19 protein-coding genes are annotated in these 19,051 nt (G+C 36.1%); 10 read left to right on the top strand and 9 right to left on the bottom strand.

The features are described 5' to 3' along the window. The first annotated feature begins 11 nt into the window (after window positions 1-11). A complete protein-coding gene (locus tag B7E05_RS20390; RefSeq protein ID WP_143833321.1) occupies window positions 12-1,103 on the top strand; it encodes a Gfo/Idh/MocA family protein in 1,092 nt (363 codons plus the stop codon). After that, the gene (locus B7E05_RS20385; protein ID WP_080875931.1) at window positions 1,100-2,287 is read left to right on the top strand and encodes a Gfo/Idh/MocA family protein; all 1,188 of its coding nucleotides are present in this window, start codon (window positions 1,100-1,102) and stop codon (window positions 2,285-2,287) included. Before B7E05_RS20390 ends, B7E05_RS20385 begins: the two co-directional genes overlap by 4 nt. Window positions 2,288-2,381: 94 nt before the next feature. On the opposite strand, the gene B7E05_RS20380 is transcribed toward B7E05_RS20385, so the two are convergent. Genes B7E05_RS20380 through B7E05_RS20370 form a run of 3 tightly spaced genes read right to left on the bottom strand, consistent with a single transcriptional unit; the run spans window position 2,382 to window position 5,222 of the window. Beyond that, complete coding sequence (locus tag B7E05_RS20380) at window positions 2,382-3,683, bottom strand: TRAP transporter large permease (RefSeq protein ID WP_218672726.1); 1,302 nt, start codon at window positions 3,681-3,683, stop codon at window positions 2,382-2,384. Between the two features lie 6 nt (window positions 3,684-3,689). Beyond that, window positions 3,690-4,175, bottom strand: coding sequence for a TRAP transporter small permease (locus tag B7E05_RS20375; RefSeq protein WP_080875929.1), 486 nt, complete (start codon window positions 4,173-4,175; stop codon window positions 3,690-3,692). A 21-nt stretch (window positions 4,176-4,196) separates the two neighbouring features. Continuing rightward, window positions 4,197-5,222, bottom strand: coding sequence for a TRAP transporter substrate-binding protein (locus B7E05_RS20370; protein WP_080875928.1), 1,026 nt, complete (start codon window positions 5,220-5,222; stop codon window positions 4,197-4,199). A gap of 378 nt (window positions 5,223-5,600) precedes the next feature. Between B7E05_RS20370 and rhaM the strand changes: the two genes are divergently transcribed. The 6 genes from rhaM to B7E05_RS20340 all read left to right on the top strand — a co-directional run bounded on the left by rhaM (window position 5,601) and on the right by B7E05_RS20340 (window position 13,210). Then, window positions 5,601-5,915 carry an L-rhamnose mutarotase gene (gene rhaM / locus B7E05_RS20365; protein ID WP_080875927.1) on the top strand — a complete coding sequence of 105 codons (315 nt, stop codon included), beginning with the start codon at window positions 5,601-5,603 and terminating at the stop codon, window positions 5,913-5,915. A gap of 32 nt (window positions 5,916-5,947) precedes the next feature. Continuing rightward, complete coding sequence (locus B7E05_RS20360) at window positions 5,948-7,267, top strand: MFS transporter (protein ID WP_080875926.1); 1,320 nt, start codon at window positions 5,948-5,950, stop codon at window positions 7,265-7,267. A gap of 48 nt (window positions 7,268-7,315) precedes the next feature. Beyond that, on the top strand, window positions 7,316-8,740 hold the full coding sequence (gene rhaB, locus B7E05_RS20355) for a rhamnulokinase (protein ID WP_080875925.1): 1,425 nt from the start codon (window positions 7,316-7,318) through the stop codon (window positions 8,738-8,740). Then, a complete protein-coding gene (gene rhaA, locus B7E05_RS20350; protein WP_080875924.1) occupies window positions 8,737-9,993 on the top strand; it encodes an L-rhamnose isomerase in 1,257 nt (418 codons plus the stop codon). Before rhaB ends, rhaA begins: the two co-directional genes overlap by 4 nt. A gap of 308 nt (window positions 9,994-10,301) precedes the next feature. Next, window positions 10,302-12,368, top strand: a complete 2,067-nt coding sequence (locus B7E05_RS20345; RefSeq protein WP_080875923.1) for a bifunctional aldolase/short-chain dehydrogenase — start codon at window positions 10,302-10,304, stop codon at window positions 12,366-12,368. An 80-nt stretch (window positions 12,369-12,448) separates the two neighbouring features. After that, complete coding sequence (locus tag B7E05_RS20340) at window positions 12,449-13,210, top strand: DeoR/GlpR family DNA-binding transcription regulator (RefSeq protein WP_080875922.1); 762 nt, start codon at window positions 12,449-12,451, stop codon at window positions 13,208-13,210. 179 nt (window positions 13,211-13,389) lie between these two features. Here the strand turns inward: B7E05_RS20340 and B7E05_RS20335 are convergent, their stop codons facing one another. The 4 genes from B7E05_RS20335 to B7E05_RS20320 all read right to left on the bottom strand — a co-directional run bounded on the left by B7E05_RS20335 (window position 13,390) and on the right by B7E05_RS20320 (window position 16,627). Beyond that, window positions 13,390-14,073: a DUF4956 domain-containing protein gene (locus tag B7E05_RS20335; RefSeq protein ID WP_080875921.1), complete on the bottom strand. Its 684-nt coding sequence runs from the start codon at window positions 14,071-14,073 to the stop codon at window positions 13,390-13,392. A gap of 1 nt (window position 14,074) precedes the next feature. After that, the gene (locus B7E05_RS20330; RefSeq protein ID WP_245833201.1) at window positions 14,075-14,845 is read right to left on the bottom strand and encodes a polyphosphate polymerase domain-containing protein; all 771 of its coding nucleotides are present in this window, start codon (window positions 14,843-14,845) and stop codon (window positions 14,075-14,077) included. Window positions 14,846-15,279: 434 nt separating this feature from the next. Beyond that, window positions 15,280-16,278 carry an HAAS signaling domain-containing protein gene (locus B7E05_RS20325; protein ID WP_080875919.1) on the bottom strand — a complete coding sequence of 333 codons (999 nt, stop codon included), beginning with the start codon at window positions 16,276-16,278 and terminating at the stop codon, window positions 15,280-15,282. After that, complete coding sequence (locus B7E05_RS20320) at window positions 16,265-16,627, bottom strand: PadR family transcriptional regulator (RefSeq protein ID WP_080875918.1); 363 nt, start codon at window positions 16,625-16,627, stop codon at window positions 16,265-16,267. Before B7E05_RS20320 ends, B7E05_RS20325 begins: the two co-directional genes overlap by 14 nt. A 192-nt stretch (window positions 16,628-16,819) precedes the next feature. Between B7E05_RS20320 and B7E05_RS20315 the strand changes: the two genes are divergently transcribed. Further along, window positions 16,820-17,356, top strand: coding sequence for a GNAT family N-acetyltransferase (locus B7E05_RS20315; protein ID WP_080875917.1), 537 nt, complete (start codon window positions 16,820-16,822; stop codon window positions 17,354-17,356). A gap of 329 nt (window positions 17,357-17,685) precedes the next feature. Here the strand turns inward: B7E05_RS20315 and B7E05_RS20310 are convergent, their stop codons facing one another. Then, window positions 17,686-18,141 carry a hypothetical protein gene (locus tag B7E05_RS20310; protein ID WP_080875916.1) on the bottom strand — a complete coding sequence of 152 codons (456 nt, stop codon included), beginning with the start codon at window positions 18,139-18,141 and terminating at the stop codon, window positions 17,686-17,688. A 383-nt stretch (window positions 18,142-18,524) separates the two neighbouring features. Between B7E05_RS20310 and B7E05_RS22270 the strand changes: the two genes are divergently transcribed. Then, entirely contained in the window at window positions 18,525-18,677 is a 153-nt protein-coding gene (locus B7E05_RS22270) for a hypothetical protein (RefSeq protein ID WP_179134601.1), read from the top strand. Window positions 18,678-18,736: 59 nt separating this feature from the next. Here the strand turns inward: B7E05_RS22270 and B7E05_RS20305 are convergent, their stop codons facing one another. Continuing rightward, window positions 18,737-18,952, bottom strand: a complete 216-nt coding sequence (locus B7E05_RS20305; RefSeq protein WP_080875915.1) for a YjzC family protein — start codon at window positions 18,950-18,952, stop codon at window positions 18,737-18,739. Window positions 18,953-19,051: the final 99 nt, after the last annotated feature.

Raw genomic sequence — 19,051 nt, 5'->3', positions numbered from 1 at the left:
TTGTGTCTTCAATAAATCCAACTCAGCATACAGAATTTGAACCACAATACCACGAAGAAAAACCTGTCAAAAAGAATGAGCTAATAATGGGCGTTGCTGGATTAGAGCATGGACATATTTATGCAATGTGTCATGGAATGAAAGAGGCAGGAGCAACTATTCGATGGGTTTTTGATGAAGACCCAAAAAAAATCAAAGCTTTTCAAAAAGTATTTCCTGAGGCTAGAAAAGCAAATAGTTTACCTCAAATATTGAAAGATAAAGCATTGCATTTGATTTCAAGTGCTGCTATCCCTTCCGAACGGTGTGCAATAGGGTTAAAAGCGTTAGATAGTGGGAAACACTTTTTTTCTGCTAAAGCTCCATTTACAACTATTGAGCAATTGAGACAAGCTGAAAAAAAGGTGAAAGAAACAGGTCTGCATTGGGCAGTTTTTTATAGTGAAAGATTGCAAGTTGAATGTGCAAATTTTGCTGAACAATTAATTAATAAAGGAGCAATAGGTAACGTTATTCAGGTACTAGGGATGGGGCCGCATCGATTGAATATTGAACAACGTCCAGAATGGTTTTTTTGGAAGAAAACCTATGGTGGAATTATTTGTGATATTGGAAGCCATCAAATTGAACAATTTCTTTGGTTTACCGGGGCAAAGGATGCGACTATCCTGAGCAGTACCGTTCAGAACAATACGCAACCAAGTTTTCCAGAATTTGAAGATTATGGTGATTGTCATTTAATAGGAGATAATGGAGCTGTTCATTACTTTCGAATTGACTGGTTTACTCCGGATGGATTAAGTAATTGGGGAGATGGCCGTACTTTTATTCTTGGTACTGATGGTTATATTGAGCTTAGAAAATTTGTTGATATAACAGAACAATCGATAGGAGAGCGCCTGTACCTAGTTAATCATGGAGGAGAAAGAAAGTATGATGTAAGTGGAAAGGTCGGTTTTCCTTACTTTTATCAATTAGCTCATGATATACTTAATCATACTTGTTCAGCCATGCCGCAAGAACATACATTTAAAGCAGCAGAGCTTAGCTTACTAGCGCAACAAAAAGCGCAGTTTTGGTCTAAGGGAGAGGAAAATGAATGACAAAAACATGTGAGATTGTCATAATTGGAGCCGCTGGTTATGGAGAAATATATCTAGAAGCATTACAAAAAGAGAATAGGCTTAGTTGGATTAAAGGGATTGTAGACGTTCACCCTGAACGAAGTGCTTTTTTTTCTGTCTTCAGACAAATGAATATCCCGATTTATAATTCCGTTGAATCATTCTATGAAGTGAATACAGCTGACTTGGCTATTATTGCAACGCCAATTCATTTACATGCTCAACAAGCAATAACAGCGATGTTAAACGGCAGTAATGTGTTATGTGAGAAACCGGTGTCGGGTTCCTTACAAGAGGCAGAAAAAATGCGTGAAGTTGAACACCAAACCAACCGTTTCTTGGCTATCGGTTTCAATTGGTCTTTTAGTGAATCTGTCCATCAATTGAAAGAAGATATTATTGCTGGTTTGTATGGGGAGCCAATCTGTGGAAAAACAGTTGTACTATGGCCAAGAAATGAAGATTATTATAATCGTTCGAATTGGGCAGGTAAATTATTCGGCCCCAACAACGAACCTATATTTGATAGTATAGCAAATAATGCAACTTCGCACTTTTTTCATCATCTCTTTTTTGTCTTGGGAGAACAAATGGAACAGAGTGCCAAAGTAAACAAATTCGATGTGGAGTTATATCGGGCGAATTCAATTGAAACGTTTGATACATGCGCAATCCGTGCTAAAACTGATAAGGCAGTCAAACTTTTGTATTTTGCATCTCATGCCGTTGATGAAGAATATGGCCCGGTTTTCGAGTTAGAATTTGAAAAAGCAATCATACAATATAAGAATGGCGGTCCTATTAAAGCAACTTTTACAGATGGTACTGAAAAGTATTATGATGATCCAGAAAAAGAACATATAAATAAACTGAATGTATGCATAAAAGCAACTATGGAGGGACATAAAGAAATTTGCTGCAGTATTGACTCAGCTTATTCACATCTGTTAGGAATCCATTATATGCATGAAGCATTTACTAACATACCGTTTTTTCCCTCCAATGAGATTAAAAAAAATAAGGATCGTTTAACATATGTTCAAGGGTTAGCTGCAAGCCTTAAAGAATGTTATAGACAACAAAGCTTGCCAAGTGAATTGAATTTTCATTGGGCTGAAAAATATAAGAGCATTATCGTTCCTAAAGGAAGTTATCCTTATTAAACGATTAAAGTTAAAACCACTTGAAATAAAAATGACCCGGTGACTTCAATGAAATGAAGATTCCGGGTCATTTATTAGTTAAAAAGTATATAGTTTATTCAAGTAATCCGAACAACCTTGGCAGGAATAAACTAATTTCTGGGATAAACGTAACTAAGAGCAAAGCTACAATTAATGGGACATAAAAGATAAGCAATTTAGGCATTATTTTTTCAATACTGACTCCGCTGACACTGCTTCCTATAAACAATACAGTTCCAATTGGTGGTGTTGTTATTCCTATAGCAAGTGCCATACCAATGATTATGCCAAAATGTACTGGATCAACTCCCAGCTGTGTAGTTATCGGGAATAATATTGGTGTAAAGATTAATAATGCAGGTGCTATGTCCATAAAAGTCCCCACAATTAGCAAAATAAGCAGTATCATCAGTAGAAGTAAAACATAGTTCCCAGTTGCTGAGAGCATTGCATTTGTAATGGCAGCTGGAATACCTGTATAAGCTAATACCCACGACATAGCTGTTGAAGCACCAATCAGCAGTAAAATCATACCTGAGTAGATAATTGTTTCTTGTAAGATTTTGGGTATATCAGATAAATGAAGCTGCTTATAAATTAAGCTTAGAATGGTTGTATATAATACAGCAACAGCAGCACCTTCAACAGCTGTAAAAATACCAGCGGCTATACCGCCAATGGCAATAATAATCAATAACAAACTCGGTATAGATTGTAAAATAATCTGAATCGACTGGCTTTTGCTTGGTTTATCAGCCACAGTGTAGTTTTCTTTTTTAGCTAAAAAGTAAGCAACAATTATTAATAAGGCAACCATTAAAAGACCTGGTAAATAACCAGCAATAAAAAGTGCGCTTATGGATGTACCGCCAGTGAGCAGCGAATAGATAATAGGAGTTCCACTCGGCGGGATAATTAGTCCAGTTGGCGCTGAAGCAATGTTTACTGCCGCTGAATATGATGGGTCATATCCTTCCTTTGTCTGTTGAGGATGCATCACTCGTCCCATTGTGGCAGCAGATGCGATGGCTGATCCGGATATTGAACCAAATAGTGTGTTTCCTAATATGTTTGTATGAGCAAGCGAACCCGAAAATCTTCCACCAATTAATTTTGCTAGATTTATTAAACGTTCAGCTATTCCGCCATTATTCATAATATTTCCTGCTAGCATAAAAAAGACAAGTGCTAATAAAACGGTACTATCTACGCCAGTGATTAATTGCTGTGATAGAACTAAAACGGAAGAATCCACCGGAAGTATAAATAACGCTGCAATAAAAGATGCAATAGCGATACCAACTGCAATTGGTACTCCAACGAATAGTAATACAAAAAATGATATAAATAATATAATCCCGGTTAATACGGTTATATCCACTTATACTTCCCCCTTTTCAGTTGACACAGGTTTTCGATTTATTAAATTATTAATCTCATAGAATAATATAAAAAGACCTGATATAGGCAATATAGAATAAATATATCCCATAGGAACACCTAGCATTGGTGATAATTCTGCCATCGTTGCACTTGCGATTATATACCCGCCAATTACTAGAACAAATAAAGTGAAGCCAATTACAGCTAGGTCAATTGCTGTAAATAGCCATATACGTGCCCTGCCTTTCACCTTATCTTTAAAAATTCCGAAAGATAGATGGGCATCGTGTCCAAATGCATATGCGCTCCCAATCATAGCTAACCATATTAAAGAAAAACGCATTAATTCTTGAGTGATGATACTAGGATCTTGTAAAACGAACCTGGTAAACACTTGCCAAATAGCTCCAATAACTAAAACGAAAATTAAGATACTAGCAGCTATAAATAATATAAGGTCCAACCAATTTTTTATTTTTTTCAATGTAACGACCTCCTTCACATATTACTCTATTGCTTCAACCGAATCTAAAACCTGATCAAGATCTTTGTTATTCTGGCGTCGATCCTCAATAAGCGGTTGAACTTTTTTACGAAATGGGGCTTGTTCAGGGTTAGAAAATTCGACTCCCATTTCTTCTTTAGCCTGTTCTATTCCTTCATCTATCATTTGATTCCAGCGTTCATTATGATCTTTGGTCGTTTCCTCTCCAGCTTCCATAATGGCTTGCTGTTCGGTTTCGTTTAATTTATTCCAAGTTGAATCACTCATGATTAAAAAATCAGGAATTCTAGTATGTTCATCAAACGAAAATTGCTTTGCAACTTCTCCATGATTTGCATCAATAAGTGCAATCGGGCTGCTTTCCGCTCCATCAATAGTCCCTTGTTGTAAGCCAGTGTACACTTCTGTAGCATCCAATGGCGTTGGTGCCGCACCAAGCATTTCCATCGTTTCAATAGAAGTGACATTATTCATCACTCTTATTTTTAGTCCACTCAAGTCATCCGGCGTATCTATTTTCTTATCTGCGGTATAGAAACTTCTTGCTCCTGCATCATAGTAAGTGATACCACGCAGTTGGGCCTCTTCCAACCCTTCATACATGTCACTCACTGTATCCGTTTTCATAAAGTTATAAAAATGTTCATCATCTCTAAATATATATGGGAGGCTAAATACAGAAAATTTTTCATCAAACATTTCTACCACACCTCCGTTTACCTTTGTCATATCAATAACATCATTTTGCACCAGTTCCATTACTTTGTTTTCATCTCCCAAAACGCCTTCAGCAAAGATATCGATTTTCACGCTACCGTTTGTTTTTTCTTCAACCTTTTCTGCGAAATCTTCTAAACTTTGATAAACAGGACTAGCGTCATTATGAATATGAGCTAATGTTAGAGTTTTGGTTTCTTCTGCTGAAGCTTGTTTATTTTCACTGGATGATTGTGTAGCGCAGGCTCCCAAAATGGTGAGAACGAGCATTAAAACAAAACCATGCTTTAAGAAACGATAAGGAAACATTTTGTAACCCCTTTCAATATTCGGAAATATAAATTGATTTAGATTCACTTTAAATAATAACTGTTACATATGTCTTATTATTTTTGGAATTATATTATCAATTTCAGAAATAATAAAAAACAAACAGGTGAAAACACTTCAATATATAGCTGATTTTCTTTATTTATCAAGTGTACATGAACTTATATTTAAGTTTAACAGATTTTATACTATTTAGATAAACAAAATAAAAAGTAAATATGATGTTTGATTTTTGTTTTGTTTATGTTGAAATGTGTTGACTTTATAAATGAATGATTTTATTATTTATTTATTAACCATTTTCATAATTAAATGTAAGCGGTTAAAAATGAAATAATTAGGAAGGGGCAGATATAAGTGATAAGAAAAGCTTTTTTAATGTCAGTCTATCCAGATAAACATGAAGAATATGAAAAGAGGCATAATGAAATATGGCCTGAAATGGTAGATGAACTACGGAAGCATGGAGTAAATAATTATTCTATTTTTTTGGATAAAGAAACTAGTAACCTATTTGGTTATATCGAGGTTGAAGATGAAGAGACATGGAGTGAAATGGATTCAACTGAAATAAATCAAAAATGGTGGGCCTTTATGGAACCTTTAATGGAAACGCATTCAAATAATAGGCCAGTATCTAAAGATCTAAAAGAAGTGTTTCATATGCAGTAATGTTTAATAAACAAAAGGGGGATAAAAATTAAATGACTGCTCGTAGAAAATTTGGGGCGAAGAATGTAACCGGCTGGAAAGCAACAATTGCTATAGCAATGGCAAACTATATCGAAGCAGGATCAATTATTGCTGCAGCAAGTAGTTTAACATTATGGCAAGCATATCTAGGTTTGGATAATTTTGCAGTAGGTCTTTTAGGTGCTGTGAGCGCAAACGCTCTTGGTGCTGCTGTTGGTGCTTTAATTGGTGGCCCAATAACTGATAAATACGGAAGGGCCATGGTTTTCAAGTATGATTTATTAGTTTATATGGTCGGCGTCCTGTTGATTGCGCTCTCGTTTAATTTTCCGATGTTATTAGTTGGCACTATTATAACTGGAGTGGCTGTGGGTGCAGGAGTACCAGTATCTTGGACATTTATTGCGGAAGAATCTCCTGAGGATAAACGGGCTGCTCATGTTGGAACCGCTCAGTTGGCTTGGTCTATAGGGCCAATGATTACGTTTTTTCTTGCTGTAGCGGTGGCGCCATTAGGGTTGTTAGGATCAAGATTAATCTTTTTACATTTACTTGTTATCGCATTTGTCACTTGGTATATAAGGCAAGGAATGAGCGAATCGAAAATATGGGAAAGGGAAAAAGAAGAACAAAAAAAACTTGCACAGAAGAAAGGGAAGGGAAGTTCTGTTAAAGAACTTTTTACGTTGGCTGTTAACCGTAAAGCGTTGTTTTTGCTTGTAGGAATCTATCTATTTTGGAATTTGGTCTCTGGGGCAATGGGGTATTTTATGCCGTATATTTATGAGAATGTCGGTGGTTTAAGTAATTCACAAGCGAACTTATTGCAAGGATTTTTATGGATGTTCACTGTTTTAGGGACGTTCTTTGGATTTATGAAATATGGAGATAAAATAAGCAGGAGATTTATATTTGGTCTTGGAGCTATTATGGGTATCGTAGCATGGATGATTTTAACCTTTATGCCGATGGCATGGGTTTCATTAATTTTATTTGTTGTTCTATGGGGAGCAGCTGCTGGTATTGGTGCTCAAGCCTTTTATGCTTTATGGACAAGCGAACTGTTTCCTACTCTTTATCGTGCAAGCGCTCAAGGGCTTATGTACTTTACTGTTCGCACCGGTATTGCTATATGGTCTTTGATATTGCCGACACTTATGGCCACATTGGGCTTTAAAACGGCTGGAATTGTTATGATTATCTTTTTGGTAATCCATGCTGTGATTGGTATCGTACTTGCACCGGCAACGCAAGGAAAGACATTGGAACAAATAGAAAGAGAACGTTATGGAGATAAAAATTTATTGAAAGGACAAACGTTAGAAAAGTAGTAGAAGGTTCAGAATATCGAAGTTAGAATAACTGCGGGGAGGGTTTATATGCCTGAATGCAGCTTGGCAGTGGATATTGGGGCATCAAGCGGAAAAATGCTTATAGGCTATATAGAGAAAGGAAAATTGAATCTAAAAGAAATACATCGATTTGAGAATAAGATAATCAAAAAGAATCAACATTTTTGTTGGGATTTGCAAGCGCTTTTTTCTGAAATACTGACAGGAATACACGCAAGTAGAAATCAAGGATTTACACCAAAAAGTATAGGTATTGATACTTGGGCTGTTGATTTTGTTTTATTGGATGAACAGGATAGGTTACTCACTGATGCTGTCTCTTACCGTGATCCTAGAACAGATGGCATGATGGAAGAAATATTTCAAAAAATTAGTAAAGAGAGGCTGTATTTGGAAACAGGGATTCAGTTTCAAAAATTTAATACGATTTATCAGTTGTATTACCTTAAAAAGCATTATCCTGAAATACTTGATAGAGCAAAATCTTTTTTAATGATACCAGATTATTTAAATTATTTATTAACAGGTATTAAAGCAAATGAATACACCAATGCAACGTCTACCCAGCTGGTCAATGCCTTTACGAAAAAGTGGGATAAGGACTTATTAGATCAATTAAGAATAAATAAAGAAATATTTCAAGAAATTTTACCTCCTAAATCAATATTAGGAAATCTTAAACCGGAGCTGTCCAACGAGATTGGTTTTGATATGAATGTATTGCTTCCGGCGACACACGATACTGGTTCGGCAGTCGCGTCTGTTCCTGAATCCGCTGATACAATTTATATTAGTTCAGGTACTTGGTCGTTAATTGGTGTAGAAAATAATTTCCCAATCTGTGTAACAAAAGCACTGGATTATAATTTTACAAATGAAGGCGGAGTTGATTATCGTTTTCGTTTTTTAAAAAATACGATGGGACTTTGGATGATACAAGAAGTGAAAAGAATCTATAATAATCGTTATACTTTTGCCGAATTGGCAGCAATGGCTAATCAAGTGTCAGGTTTTTACTCACAGGTCAATGTGGATGATGACAGGTTCCTTAAACCAGAAAACATGGTTCAAGAAATTCAAAATTATTGTGAAGAAACGAACCAACCCATTCCAAATACACCAGAGCAAGTAGCGAAATGTGTATTTGATAGTCTAGCTGAAAGTTATCAGATGGCAATTAATCAAATTGAAGAGATTTATGAAAAGGAGTTCAAAAGGATTAATGTTATTGGTGGCGGGTCGCAAAATGAAATGTTAAACCAATTGATTGCTGATACCACCGGGAAAGAAGTATTGGCAGGGCCATCTGAAGCAACTGCTATAGGCAATTTGATTACTCAATTAATGGCATTAGGACAAATTCAGACATTAGATGAGGCCAGACAAATGGTAAAAAACTCTTTTGAGATGAAAGCCTTTACGAGTAAAAATAAAACGGAGGGATTAAAATGACCATTCAAAAAAATTATCAGGAAGCAAAAAAATATTATGAAAAATGGGGCATTGATGTAGACGCAGCTTTAGAGCTGTTAAAAGAGGTACCTATTTCAATACATTGCTGGCAAGGTGATGATATCGGAGGATTTGAAGTCAATAAACAAGAATTATCAGGAGGGATTGATGTAACTGGTAACTATCCCGGAAAAGCTACAACACCGGAAGAATTAAGAAGTGATTTGGAAAAGGCGCTTTCTCTCATTCCTGGAAAGCATCGTATTAATTTGCATGCCATCTATGGAGAAACAGCTGGCAAAGCAGTTGATCGAGATGAAATTAAACCTGAACACTTTAAGAATTGGGTGGATTGGGCAAAAAAACATGAATTAGGGCTTGACTTTAACCCTACGTTTTTTTCGCATACAAAAGCAGATGACGGTTTAACATTGGCACATCCGGATAAAGAGATCAGAGACTTCTGGATTCGCCATACTATTGCCTGCCGTAAAATCGCTGAGTATTTTGGAAAAGAATTAGGAACACCGGCGTTAACAAATATTTGGGTTCCCGATGGATATAAAGATGTTCCTAGTGATCGTTTAACACCTAGAAAGAGGTTAAAAGAATCGTTGGATGAAATATTTTCAGTAGAAATTGACGAAAAATACAATATGGATGCAGTGGAGAGCAAGTTATTTGGTATCGGTTCAGAAGCTTACGTCGTTGGTTCGCATGAGTTCTATATGGGCTACGCCTTGAAAAACAATAAGCTGTGTTTATTAGATACAGGACATTATCATCCAACAGAGGTTGTTTCAAACAAAATTTCAGCTATGCTCTTATATAGTGATAAGTTAGCTTTGCATGTATCACGACCGGTTCGTTGGGATAGTGATCATGTTGTCATCTTAGATGATGAACTACGTGAAATTGGATTAGAGATTGTCCGTAATAATGCATTGGATAAAGTATCAATTGGCCTTGATTTCTTTGATGCGAGTATTAATCGTGTCGCAGCATGGACTATTGGAACACGCAATATGATAAAAGCATTATTAAATGCTTTGTTGACACCAAATGAGTATTTAAAACAATTACAAGAAGCGGGAAACTTTACTGAAAGACTGGCGTTAATGGAAGAGTTCAAAACATACCCTTTTGGTGCAGTATGGGATTACTATTGCGAGCAAATGGGTGTGCCGGTAAAAGAAGCTTGGTTAGAAGAAGTTAATGAATATGAAAAAACTGTCTTATCTCAAAGAAAATAAAAAGTTGAAGAATGAAATTGTTCCATGAAGGATTGTAATTTCACTTAAATAAGTAATTCTTTGAATAGTTTTGTACACGTTTCTTTTTGGAAAAGTTTAGACGATATTTCTGTAATCTATATTACAAAGAAAAGTTTAAAGTAGATACACCTTGTTAGCCTAAACTTTTAAAGGCAGTGTATAAATAGATTGGGTTGATTTCCACATTAAACAACTTTTATGGCGATAAAACAAAAACAAACAAAAATATATAAACATTAAGTAAAAAATGATATACTTGATTTAAAGGATTACAGGAGGGAATTCTATTGGTACAAAATCGTTGGGATGGAAATAAAAGCAGTAATAAAACTGGTTTAGATGAACTTGTATATCGCTCGAATTTATTAGGTCAAGACCGTTCTGTAGCCAATTGGGGCGGTGGAAACACATCTGTAAAAACAATAGAAACAGACTTTAAAGGCGATGAAATAGAAGTAATGTGGGTGAAGGGAAGCGGTTCTGATCTTGCGACAATGGGGCCTAAAAACTTTACTGGCTTGAAGATGGAGGATATTAGACCATTAATAGAGAAAGAAGATATGTCTGATGAAGAGATGGTGGAATATTTAACACATTGCATGATTGATTCAAAACATCCTCGTTTTTCCATTGAAACATTGCTTCATGCATTTTTGCCTTTTAAACATATTGATCATACACACCCAGATGCTATTGTTAGTATAGCGTGTGCAGATAATGGTCAAGAAATAGCCGAAGAAATTTATGGTGATCGTTTTGTTTGGGTTCCGTATATTCGTCCAGGATTTAAACTTTCTAAACAGATTGTTGAAGGTGTTCGTAATAATCCACAAGCTGACCTAGTTATCATGGAAAAGCATGGGTTGGTAACATGGGGCGAAACATCTAAGGCAAGTTATGATAAAACTATATCCGTTATTCAGGAAGCTGAAGATTATATTGAAGCTAAAACAAAGAAGAAAACATTATTTGGTGGACAGAAACACGATTCATTGAGTAAAGAGGAAAGAGAAAAAATACTTGCACAAGTACTACCTATTATTCGTGGACAAGTTAGTTCTGATAAAAAAATGATTGTTACAAATGATGATAGTGACGCAATTCTTGAATTTGTTAATAGTGAACAAGCTAAAAAGCTTTCACAAATTGGTGCGGCATGTCCAGACCACCTTGTTCACACAAAACGGGCTCCTCTCTTTATAGAGTGGAACCCGGCAAGCAAGGATGTAGAAGAACTAATAGAAAATATTAAAACAGGAATTAATGCGTTTAAAGAAGAATATACAGCTTATTTTGAAAGAAATAAATCAGAAGGTGACAAAATTACTGAAACGGCTCCACGTGTTGTGTTGATTCCGGGAATCGGTATGGTTAATACAGGGAAAAGTTGGTCTGCTGCCAATGTGAGTGAATCTTTGTATCATAGAGCTGTATCTGTTATGCGTGGGGCTACTGTTTTAGGAAACTTTGTATCGCTTAATGAAGCAGAATCATTTGCAATAGAATATTGGCCGCTGGAGCTTTATAAATTGAGCTTGGCACCGCCAGAAGCAGAGTTTTCCCGTCAAATTGCATTTGTAACTGGTGGAGCCGGCGGTATCGGGGGAGAAACCTGTAAGCGTCTTTTATCGGAAGGAGCACATGTTGTTATTGCTGATATTGATTTAAGAGGAGCTCAAAATCTTGCAAGTACAATGAATGAGTTTTATGGGGAAAACCGTACCTTCGCAGTGAAAATGGACGTTACAAAAGAAGAAGAAGTAGAATCAGCTATCAAAGATTCTGTTCTGAAATATGGCGGGCTGGATATTATTGTGAATAATGCTGGGTTGGCAAGTTCTAGTAAATTCGAAGAAACAACGTTAGACAAATGGAATATGAATATGAATGTGCTAGTGACAGGATATTTCCTTGTTGCAAGAGAAGCATTCAAACTGATGAAGGAACAAGAACTGGGAGGCAGTATGGTTTTCGTCGGATCAAAAAACTCCGTCTATGCTGGTAAAAGTGCAGCTGCTTATAGTACTGCTAAGGCAGCTGAAGTTCATCTGGCAAGAACAGTTGCTGCAGACGGAGGCGAACATGGTATTCGAGTGAATTCAGTACTACCTGATGCAGTAATCCGCGGTTCAAAAATCTGGGATTCTAATTGGAAAGAAGAGCGAGCAACTTCATATGGTATTGAAGCGGATGAACTGGAAGAGCATTATCGAAAACGTACAATTTTAAATGTTAATATTCTTCCAGAGGATATCGCTGAATCCATTGCGTTTCTTTCATCTTCTAAAGCAGCTAAAACAACAGGCTGTATGGTAACTGTTGACGGCGGTGTTGCTGCAGCATTTACCAGATAAATATAATGCAATGATTCCCTGTCCTGTGACAGGGATTTATTGTTATTATTGAGACAAGTCATATGAAAGAAGGTAGTTGGATGTTTGTTGCAGAAAGACAGCAAAAAATTGTTGAATTAGTTAATAAACGTAAAAGTATACGTGTTACAGAATTAAGTCAAGTTTTTTCAGTGACGGAAGAGACCATTCGGAGAGACTTAGAAAAACTGGAAAAACAGAAAAAGTTATCCCGCAGCCATGGAGGTGCTATCAGTACAAACACTTCAGAACAATTGGAAGTTCCTTATTTTGAAAGAGAAATCACAAATGTGAACGAAAAAAAGGAGATTGCTATAGAGGCTGTTAAACAAGTGGAAGAAGGGGACCAATTAATTTTAGATGCGAGTACTACTGCATGGTATATGGCAAAATCTCTTCCGGATATCTCATTAACAGTGCTCACAAACTCTATTAAGGTGGCAATGGAATTAAGTACAAAAAAACAAATAACAGTGGTATCCACAGGAGGCACTCTAATGCCTAAGTCCCTTTCCTACGTGGGCCCATTAGCTGAGACTTCCCTGGATAATTATCATGTGAAAAAAGCTTTTATATCATGCAAAGGGCTCCATATAGATCGTGGAATCAGTGAATCTAATGAACAGCAAGCTCGAATAAAGAAGAAGATGATTGAAAGTGCCGATAAAGTTTATATTATGATTGATCATAGCAAATTTGGTATACAAGCATTTTCATCTATTGGTGGTTTGGAAATTATTGATCACATTATTACAGATACCATTATAGAAAGTAAAACCATTCAACAGTTAGAAGATAAATCAATGAATTTAATTAAGGTGTAAACATATGTAAAAAGGAAGATAAAGGGGGGAATCATTTCTATTCAATTATGGAAATGATTCTCTTGAAAAGTTGTTTCATTTGTAGAAAAATAAACTTTAGTGTTAGAGGATGGGATTAGTGAAACTCCAACTGAATGAAGTTCCACTTTATAAAAAATTATTTTATGATATCTAACTCACTACCCATCAGTATTTTCCATGTAAGTAATCGAAACTTTTAAATTAGCATTTTTTTCGCGAATGTGGTCTAGCAATTCTTTATCATGTACTTCATTTTTCATACGGATAGCATAAGTGTACAAAATCATTGTTCCAAGATTAGTCGTTTCAACCTGTCGCAAGGAAGAACTTAGCGTATATGCAGCAAGTACATCATGCATCAGGTTTTCGTAATTTAAGTTTTCTGGTACAGTGACCTTTAAAATTTGTGTATCTTTCCCTTTTCCATATTCGAATTTGTAAAGCAAATAAAGAACGAAACAAGCAAATAAAGTGAGTATGATTGCTAAGTCAAAACGAAAAAGCCCACATGTCATACCTGCGCACAGACCAAAGAAAATATAGGCAATATCTTTCACATTGGTGACCGCACTTCTGAATCGAATCAGTGAAAATATAGCAAATAAACCAAATGCAACGCCGGCATTGTCACTAACCACGTTCATAACCACGGAGACGATAATACTCAAAATAATAATGGTGTGTACGAATGATTGAGCATAACGTTCGCCTGTAAATGTGATGATGTATACCTTCGTAATAGCCAAACTCAACAAGGTTGACATAATCAATGCGAGTAATATCATATAAATACTGGATGGTTCACTAGCTTGTAAATCGAATATTTTATCTATAAAATCCATTCTATCTTCCTCCTGCTGTTACATATTCTCTTTCTATTCCTTCTGACATTTGATTTTTCTGCAGTAACTCCATACTAGTACAGTATTTTGACGCACTACGCTGTTCACATTGAAGCGCTTGTAAAATACGGGTTAACCATAATGGAACACTATCATTTACTTTGACTTCCAATACAATTAGATTGTTATCAATAAATTGTTCCCCATCAGAACCATGTTCTAAAAGTAAATCATCATTACGGCAGCGTAGATTAAAATCAAAAGTGATACGCAAATCAGGGTTGTCTATTCCATGAAGTGCATGGCGTTCATAGCTGACAACCATTTCTGGTTTTAATTTGTATAATGTTCTAAAGTGATCAATTTCACGAAGTACCTGCAAATTCGAAGTATGAAAGTCCTTTAAATGTTTTTTATCTCCTTTTTCCAGGTAATGATATGCTTCTTCTAAGGGTAGTAACATTCTCCGTTTGTTGACCACGTTGTTATGTTTTTGTTTTACCTCGAAAAAAGCTGTTTCATCAATACCTGTTTCATTATAAGTGCGAAGGCGGAGCTTTTGTCGGAAAGTCAATTTATTCTTTGTTTCAAAATAAATATTGTGATCATCGCTATCAAAATATAAACTGCTGACAATATATCTTCCATCTACGCCAAATTTATCTGAACGCATATACGGCATGATTTGTTCAAGCAAAAGCGAATATTGATCTAACGTAATCAGATATTTTTGTTCTTTTCTTTTGAAAATTTCTATTGCCAATTTTTTCACCTCCCTTTTATATAACATCTTAAGCGAAGTGGATAAGATGACGATTAAAACTTGGTTAGAATTCCATTAGAAAATAAAATATCAACAATTCGTTGCTGAAAAAATGAATATACAGAAGCAGTTTTATTTTTGTAAGAGTTGGTATTTGGAGCTATTGATTTAAATATCAACCATCATGTTATTATCTAAAGGAGACTGTTCGAGGAGAATCGATTAAAAGAAAGGATGTATAGGCTGAGCAAAAATTACGTGCTTTATTTATGAAAAATAGGAAGTTCGTTAAAGGGAAGCAAAAAGGCAACATATTCCTTTAAGCGAAGAGGTACATATTGATTTATCTACTCATTCACTTCTTATTCCAATGTTAAAATTATGGAAATAAAAAACGCATGATGGAACTATTTCCTGTTCCATCATGCGCCATTAACACGTATCTATTTTTTCCGAGACTTGATAAATCCATCTACAGCATCCCACACTAAACCGAAAATAAACAGAATAAGAATCCAGAATGTAGATTGATTCCATATCGCGGACACTGTATCAAATGTCTCAGAACCAGCTGTAATAACACCAGCTTCTACTAATTCACTCATAAAATCAGGATTCCAAAAATCAGGTCCGCTAATCATAAATAGTACTGCTGCCATCGATACGACATTTACAATTGTTGTATAAGCAGCTAACCTATACGTCCATTCCCCGGCAACAAGCTTCAGGCATTCTTTGATAATTCCAGATCCGAATATGAGGACAATAAACAATAAATAGGAGCCATAGGTCTGTTCATTTAAAAATGGAACAACTCCGTTAAATTCATCTTGAAACACCCAAATTCCAAAGTACTCATTCGAAAAGGCGAGAAATACAATGATAATCGTGTAGAAAATAATTCCGATAATCGACTCACTGCGTTTGATTTGTCTCTTTTCATCTGGAATGGGCGGTAAGTCTGCAGGCTTCCATTCCTTCCCGATTAAATCTTTTTGTTTCATTCCACCATACAGCTCACCGATAGCAAACCAAAATGTTGTCCAGCCGAAAGCCGTTGGAAGGTCTGTAACGACAGAAACAATCATATCAATAAAATGATCTAAAATAGACATCGGCTCTAAGATGGTTTGAATGATAAACCCAATACCTATTAAAGAACTTATAACAATGAGTACAATCTTCACCACCAAAATATAGGTATCAAAAAGCTCTGGCCCGATAATATATTTCTTTTTCCCCCGATATTTATCAGCTAATGACCTTGGACTGCCCAGCTCCAGCAGAATTTCTTCTACATCGTTTTCCTTCTTGTTCCCTTGCCCGGCCCGTTCCTCCAGCATATCCTCAATTAGCCCGCGTAATTCAATGGCAATATCTTCTCGCTGGGATGGAGGCAGCTTTTGCGTAACCGCATAAATATACCGATTAATCATTTCCATTTTCTTCACCTCTCTTATTTTCGATGATCTGATCCATGCTGGCTGCAATATTTTTCCATTCAATAACCAGCAAATCAAAGACCTCTTTTCCAGTCTTACTCCGTACGTAGTATTTTCTCGGCCTTGATTCATTTGTGTCCCATGTACTATCCAAGAGTCCCTGTTTTTCCAGCCTTCTCAGTAATGGATATAATGTTCCAGGCTCAACATGTATCCCTTTTTCATGAAGCATGGTCACAAGCGAGTATCCATACTGCGGCTCTGAAAGTTGACTTAATGCACTAATTGTAATGGTTCCTCTTCTTAATTCTTGCATAATTTTATCTAAATGTTCATTTGCGTCTGTCATGTGATCAACTCCTGAATTCATTATAGTGTATGTCACATACTATTGTAAAGTACATATTAAAGTTTGTTGCAAAATATTTTAATTGATATATGTTCGTTTTCATAAAAATCGGTAATTTTTAAAAGCGTTTGATACAATTGGATAGACTGTTGGAGTAAGAATGATTCAAAATTTTAAATAGGGGGGATCTCTTTGGAATTTAAAACAGGCAGGTTACTTATTAGACCGTTTAATGACGGTGACTTAGAGGATGTATTTCATATTTACAATAATGATGCTACTTGTAAATATCTTTTGCATGATAAGTGGACCGATGAAAATAAACAAGAGGAGTTTCATAAAAAATTGGAGAATAACGCACTCACAAAAGAGACGCCCTTAAATTTGGCAGTAGTAAGGGGTACAGAAGTAATTGGTGATTTAGCTGTATGGTATACAGAAATGAAGGATACGGTTGAAATTGGTTATAGCTTTTCGCAAGAAGCTAAGGGAAAAGGCTATGCAACAGAAGCAGTGCGCGATTTAGTGAAGATATTATTTTCGGTATTTAATGTGCATCGTATCCAAGCGAATTTGGATGCGAGAAATGAAGCATCACAAAAATTATGTGTGCGTATAGGGATGGGAAAAGAAGCACATTTCATTCAAGATTTTTGGAATAAAGGGGAATGGACAGATAGTATAGTATATGGAATGCTGTATTCTGATTTGGAAGAAAAGAGTATGTGACAATACTTTTCATTACACAAAGGATAAAACTTTAAGGTACCGGTTTTTCATCCTAATATAGAAAACAATAAAAAGGAATAAAGTTTGAGTTGAATAATAGGCGTGAGCATCCCGCGCACGCCTATTATTTAACGTGAAGTCTGTCCATCGATTTGTGCTATCCGCTAACTCGGACTCAAAGAGGCTCCTCATTTTTTTAAACCTTTTGCTTCATAAACGAAAAAAGAATGTTTAAAGATAGGAATACCTATATATAAGGTGGATGGCATTCTCCGCCTTTTATACAAGAACCACCCCCGCAATTTTCAAGTTCTGCAATCTTCATTAGCTTATGCCGACATGAATTTTTTCTTAATAAAATGTACGAGAGAACCGACTGCTCCTGTTATTACACCTAAAGCAATACCAGTTGTTACACTGCTGAAGAATGCAAATATACGCGCAATAATATTTACTGCAACTGGTGGCAGATTGCTTAAGTTACCACCAAATTGAATAGGTGTATCTAAGGCGGTGTTCCAAAAAAGTTGGTGAACCATTGCTAAACATATTCCGTAGAAAAAACCGATGAGCAATAGAGACAAAAAGGTCTTTTTTACATTTTTTATCACGAGAAATACAATCCAAATGATAATTGGTGCAAAGACCAATATACTGTTTACCAGACTGCCTTCCTCAACCATCGATAAATCATGGGCAATGACACGAGGAAGACCTAACAAAGATAGGAATATTAACGTAAGTACTGGTATACCTAAGTATTCATTTATTTTTTGAACGGACATCCAGGGAACTCCTTTCTATTTTTTATCGCAGTGTAACTGGCTATAAGACTCCCACTTCAAGAAATGAGTGAAAATTTTATTTCTAAGTGGGAGATCCAACAGCCAGTAACGGCCCGATTCGTTCAACTAACCTTCACTGGGGGGAGCAGACTAAATTCGCGACGTCGTGTCGTAACGTCTGCACTAGCACATCCATGTGCGTCGAAAAACCCCACTGAAGGAAGTTTCACTTTATATACAATTTTTTCGCTTGCAGTTCATATCATAAGAGGAAGAGCTTAAAGAAATCTAAACCGTTTATTAAATATTTATTAAATGTTAACGAAGTCTGGTTCAAAAAATGATGCAAGGGTGCGATTTTGATTCAATATAGGAGGGATAAGATGGTTGTTGGCGGTTTGATGTGTTTGGGAATCGGTGTTGGTTTATTTACAGGAAATGTTGCAGCGGGAACGATGATAGGAATAGGGTTAGGTCTGGTTGGCGAAGCGTTATTTCAGAAGTTTGGAAAAGAGTCAGAAGGGGAGGAGTTGTAATTGGGGGATATGCAAAGAAGCAAAGGAATATAGTTGAGGAATTCCTTTGCTTCTTTATATTAATTCGTACTTCTACTATTTCGCGGACTTGGGTGGGATTGGTTGCGTTTGTTTTTCCAAACACGGTCATTGTTCTTCGTTTCTGGAAATTTTTCTCCAGATTTCATGGTGACTTGTTGTGGATCTTCTACACTGCTGCCCGTTTCACCAACTTCAATATAGACCCCGTTATTGGGAGCCTTCTCTCCGCCTTTGAATTGACTGATTTCACCCATTACAGATACCTCCTTATGATATTTCCTGTTTATTATGAGGAATAACGAAGGAATCTATGAGTGGAAATCATGATAATGGACGAACTTTTTCTACCATCA

It is taken from the genome of Oceanobacillus timonensis (genome assembly GCF_900166635.1).
GTDB lineage: Bacteria > Bacillota > Bacilli > Bacillales > Amphibacillaceae > Oceanobacillus > Oceanobacillus timonensis.
Note: the sequence above shows the minus strand (reverse complement) of the source record. Positions and strands in the feature narration are given on the sequence as shown.

Excerpts from the sequence above, each read along its gene's own strand:
- B7E05_RS20370 (WP_080875928.1), bottom strand. The coding sequence starts at position 5,222 with ATGTTTCCTTATCGTTTCTTAAAGCATGGTTTTGTTTTAATGCTCGTT.
- B7E05_RS20310 (WP_080875916.1), bottom strand. The coding sequence starts at position 18,141 with ATGTCCGTTCAAAAAATAAATGAATACTTAGGTATACCAGTACTTACG.
- B7E05_RS20340 (WP_080875922.1), top strand. The coding sequence starts at position 12,449 with ATGTTTGTTGCAGAAAGACAGCAAAAAATTGTTGAATTAGTTAATAAA.
- B7E05_RS22270 (WP_179134601.1), top strand. The coding sequence starts at position 18,525 with ATGGTTGTTGGCGGTTTGATGTGTTTGGGAATCGGTGTTGGTTTATTT.
- B7E05_RS20305 (WP_080875915.1), bottom strand. The coding sequence starts at position 18,952 with ATGGGTGAAATCAGTCAATTCAAAGGCGGAGAGAAGGCTCCCAATAAC.
- B7E05_RS20335 (WP_080875921.1), bottom strand. The coding sequence starts at position 14,073 with ATGGATTTTATAGATAAAATATTCGATTTACAAGCTAGTGAACCATCC.
- B7E05_RS20320 (WP_080875918.1), bottom strand. The coding sequence starts at position 16,627 with ATGACAGACGCAAATGAACATTTAGATAAAATTATGCAAGAATTAAGA.
- B7E05_RS20325 (WP_080875919.1), bottom strand. The coding sequence starts at position 16,278 with ATGGAAATGATTAATCGGTATATTTATGCGGTTACGCAAAAGCTGCCT.
- B7E05_RS20360 (WP_080875926.1), top strand. The coding sequence starts at position 5,948 with ATGACTGCTCGTAGAAAATTTGGGGCGAAGAATGTAACCGGCTGGAAA.
- rhaA (WP_080875924.1), top strand. The coding sequence starts at position 8,737 with ATGACCATTCAAAAAAATTATCAGGAAGCAAAAAAATATTATGAAAAA.
- rhaB (WP_080875925.1), top strand. The coding sequence starts at position 7,316 with ATGCCTGAATGCAGCTTGGCAGTGGATATTGGGGCATCAAGCGGAAAA.
- B7E05_RS20385 (WP_080875931.1), top strand. The coding sequence starts at position 1,100 with ATGACAAAAACATGTGAGATTGTCATAATTGGAGCCGCTGGTTATGGA.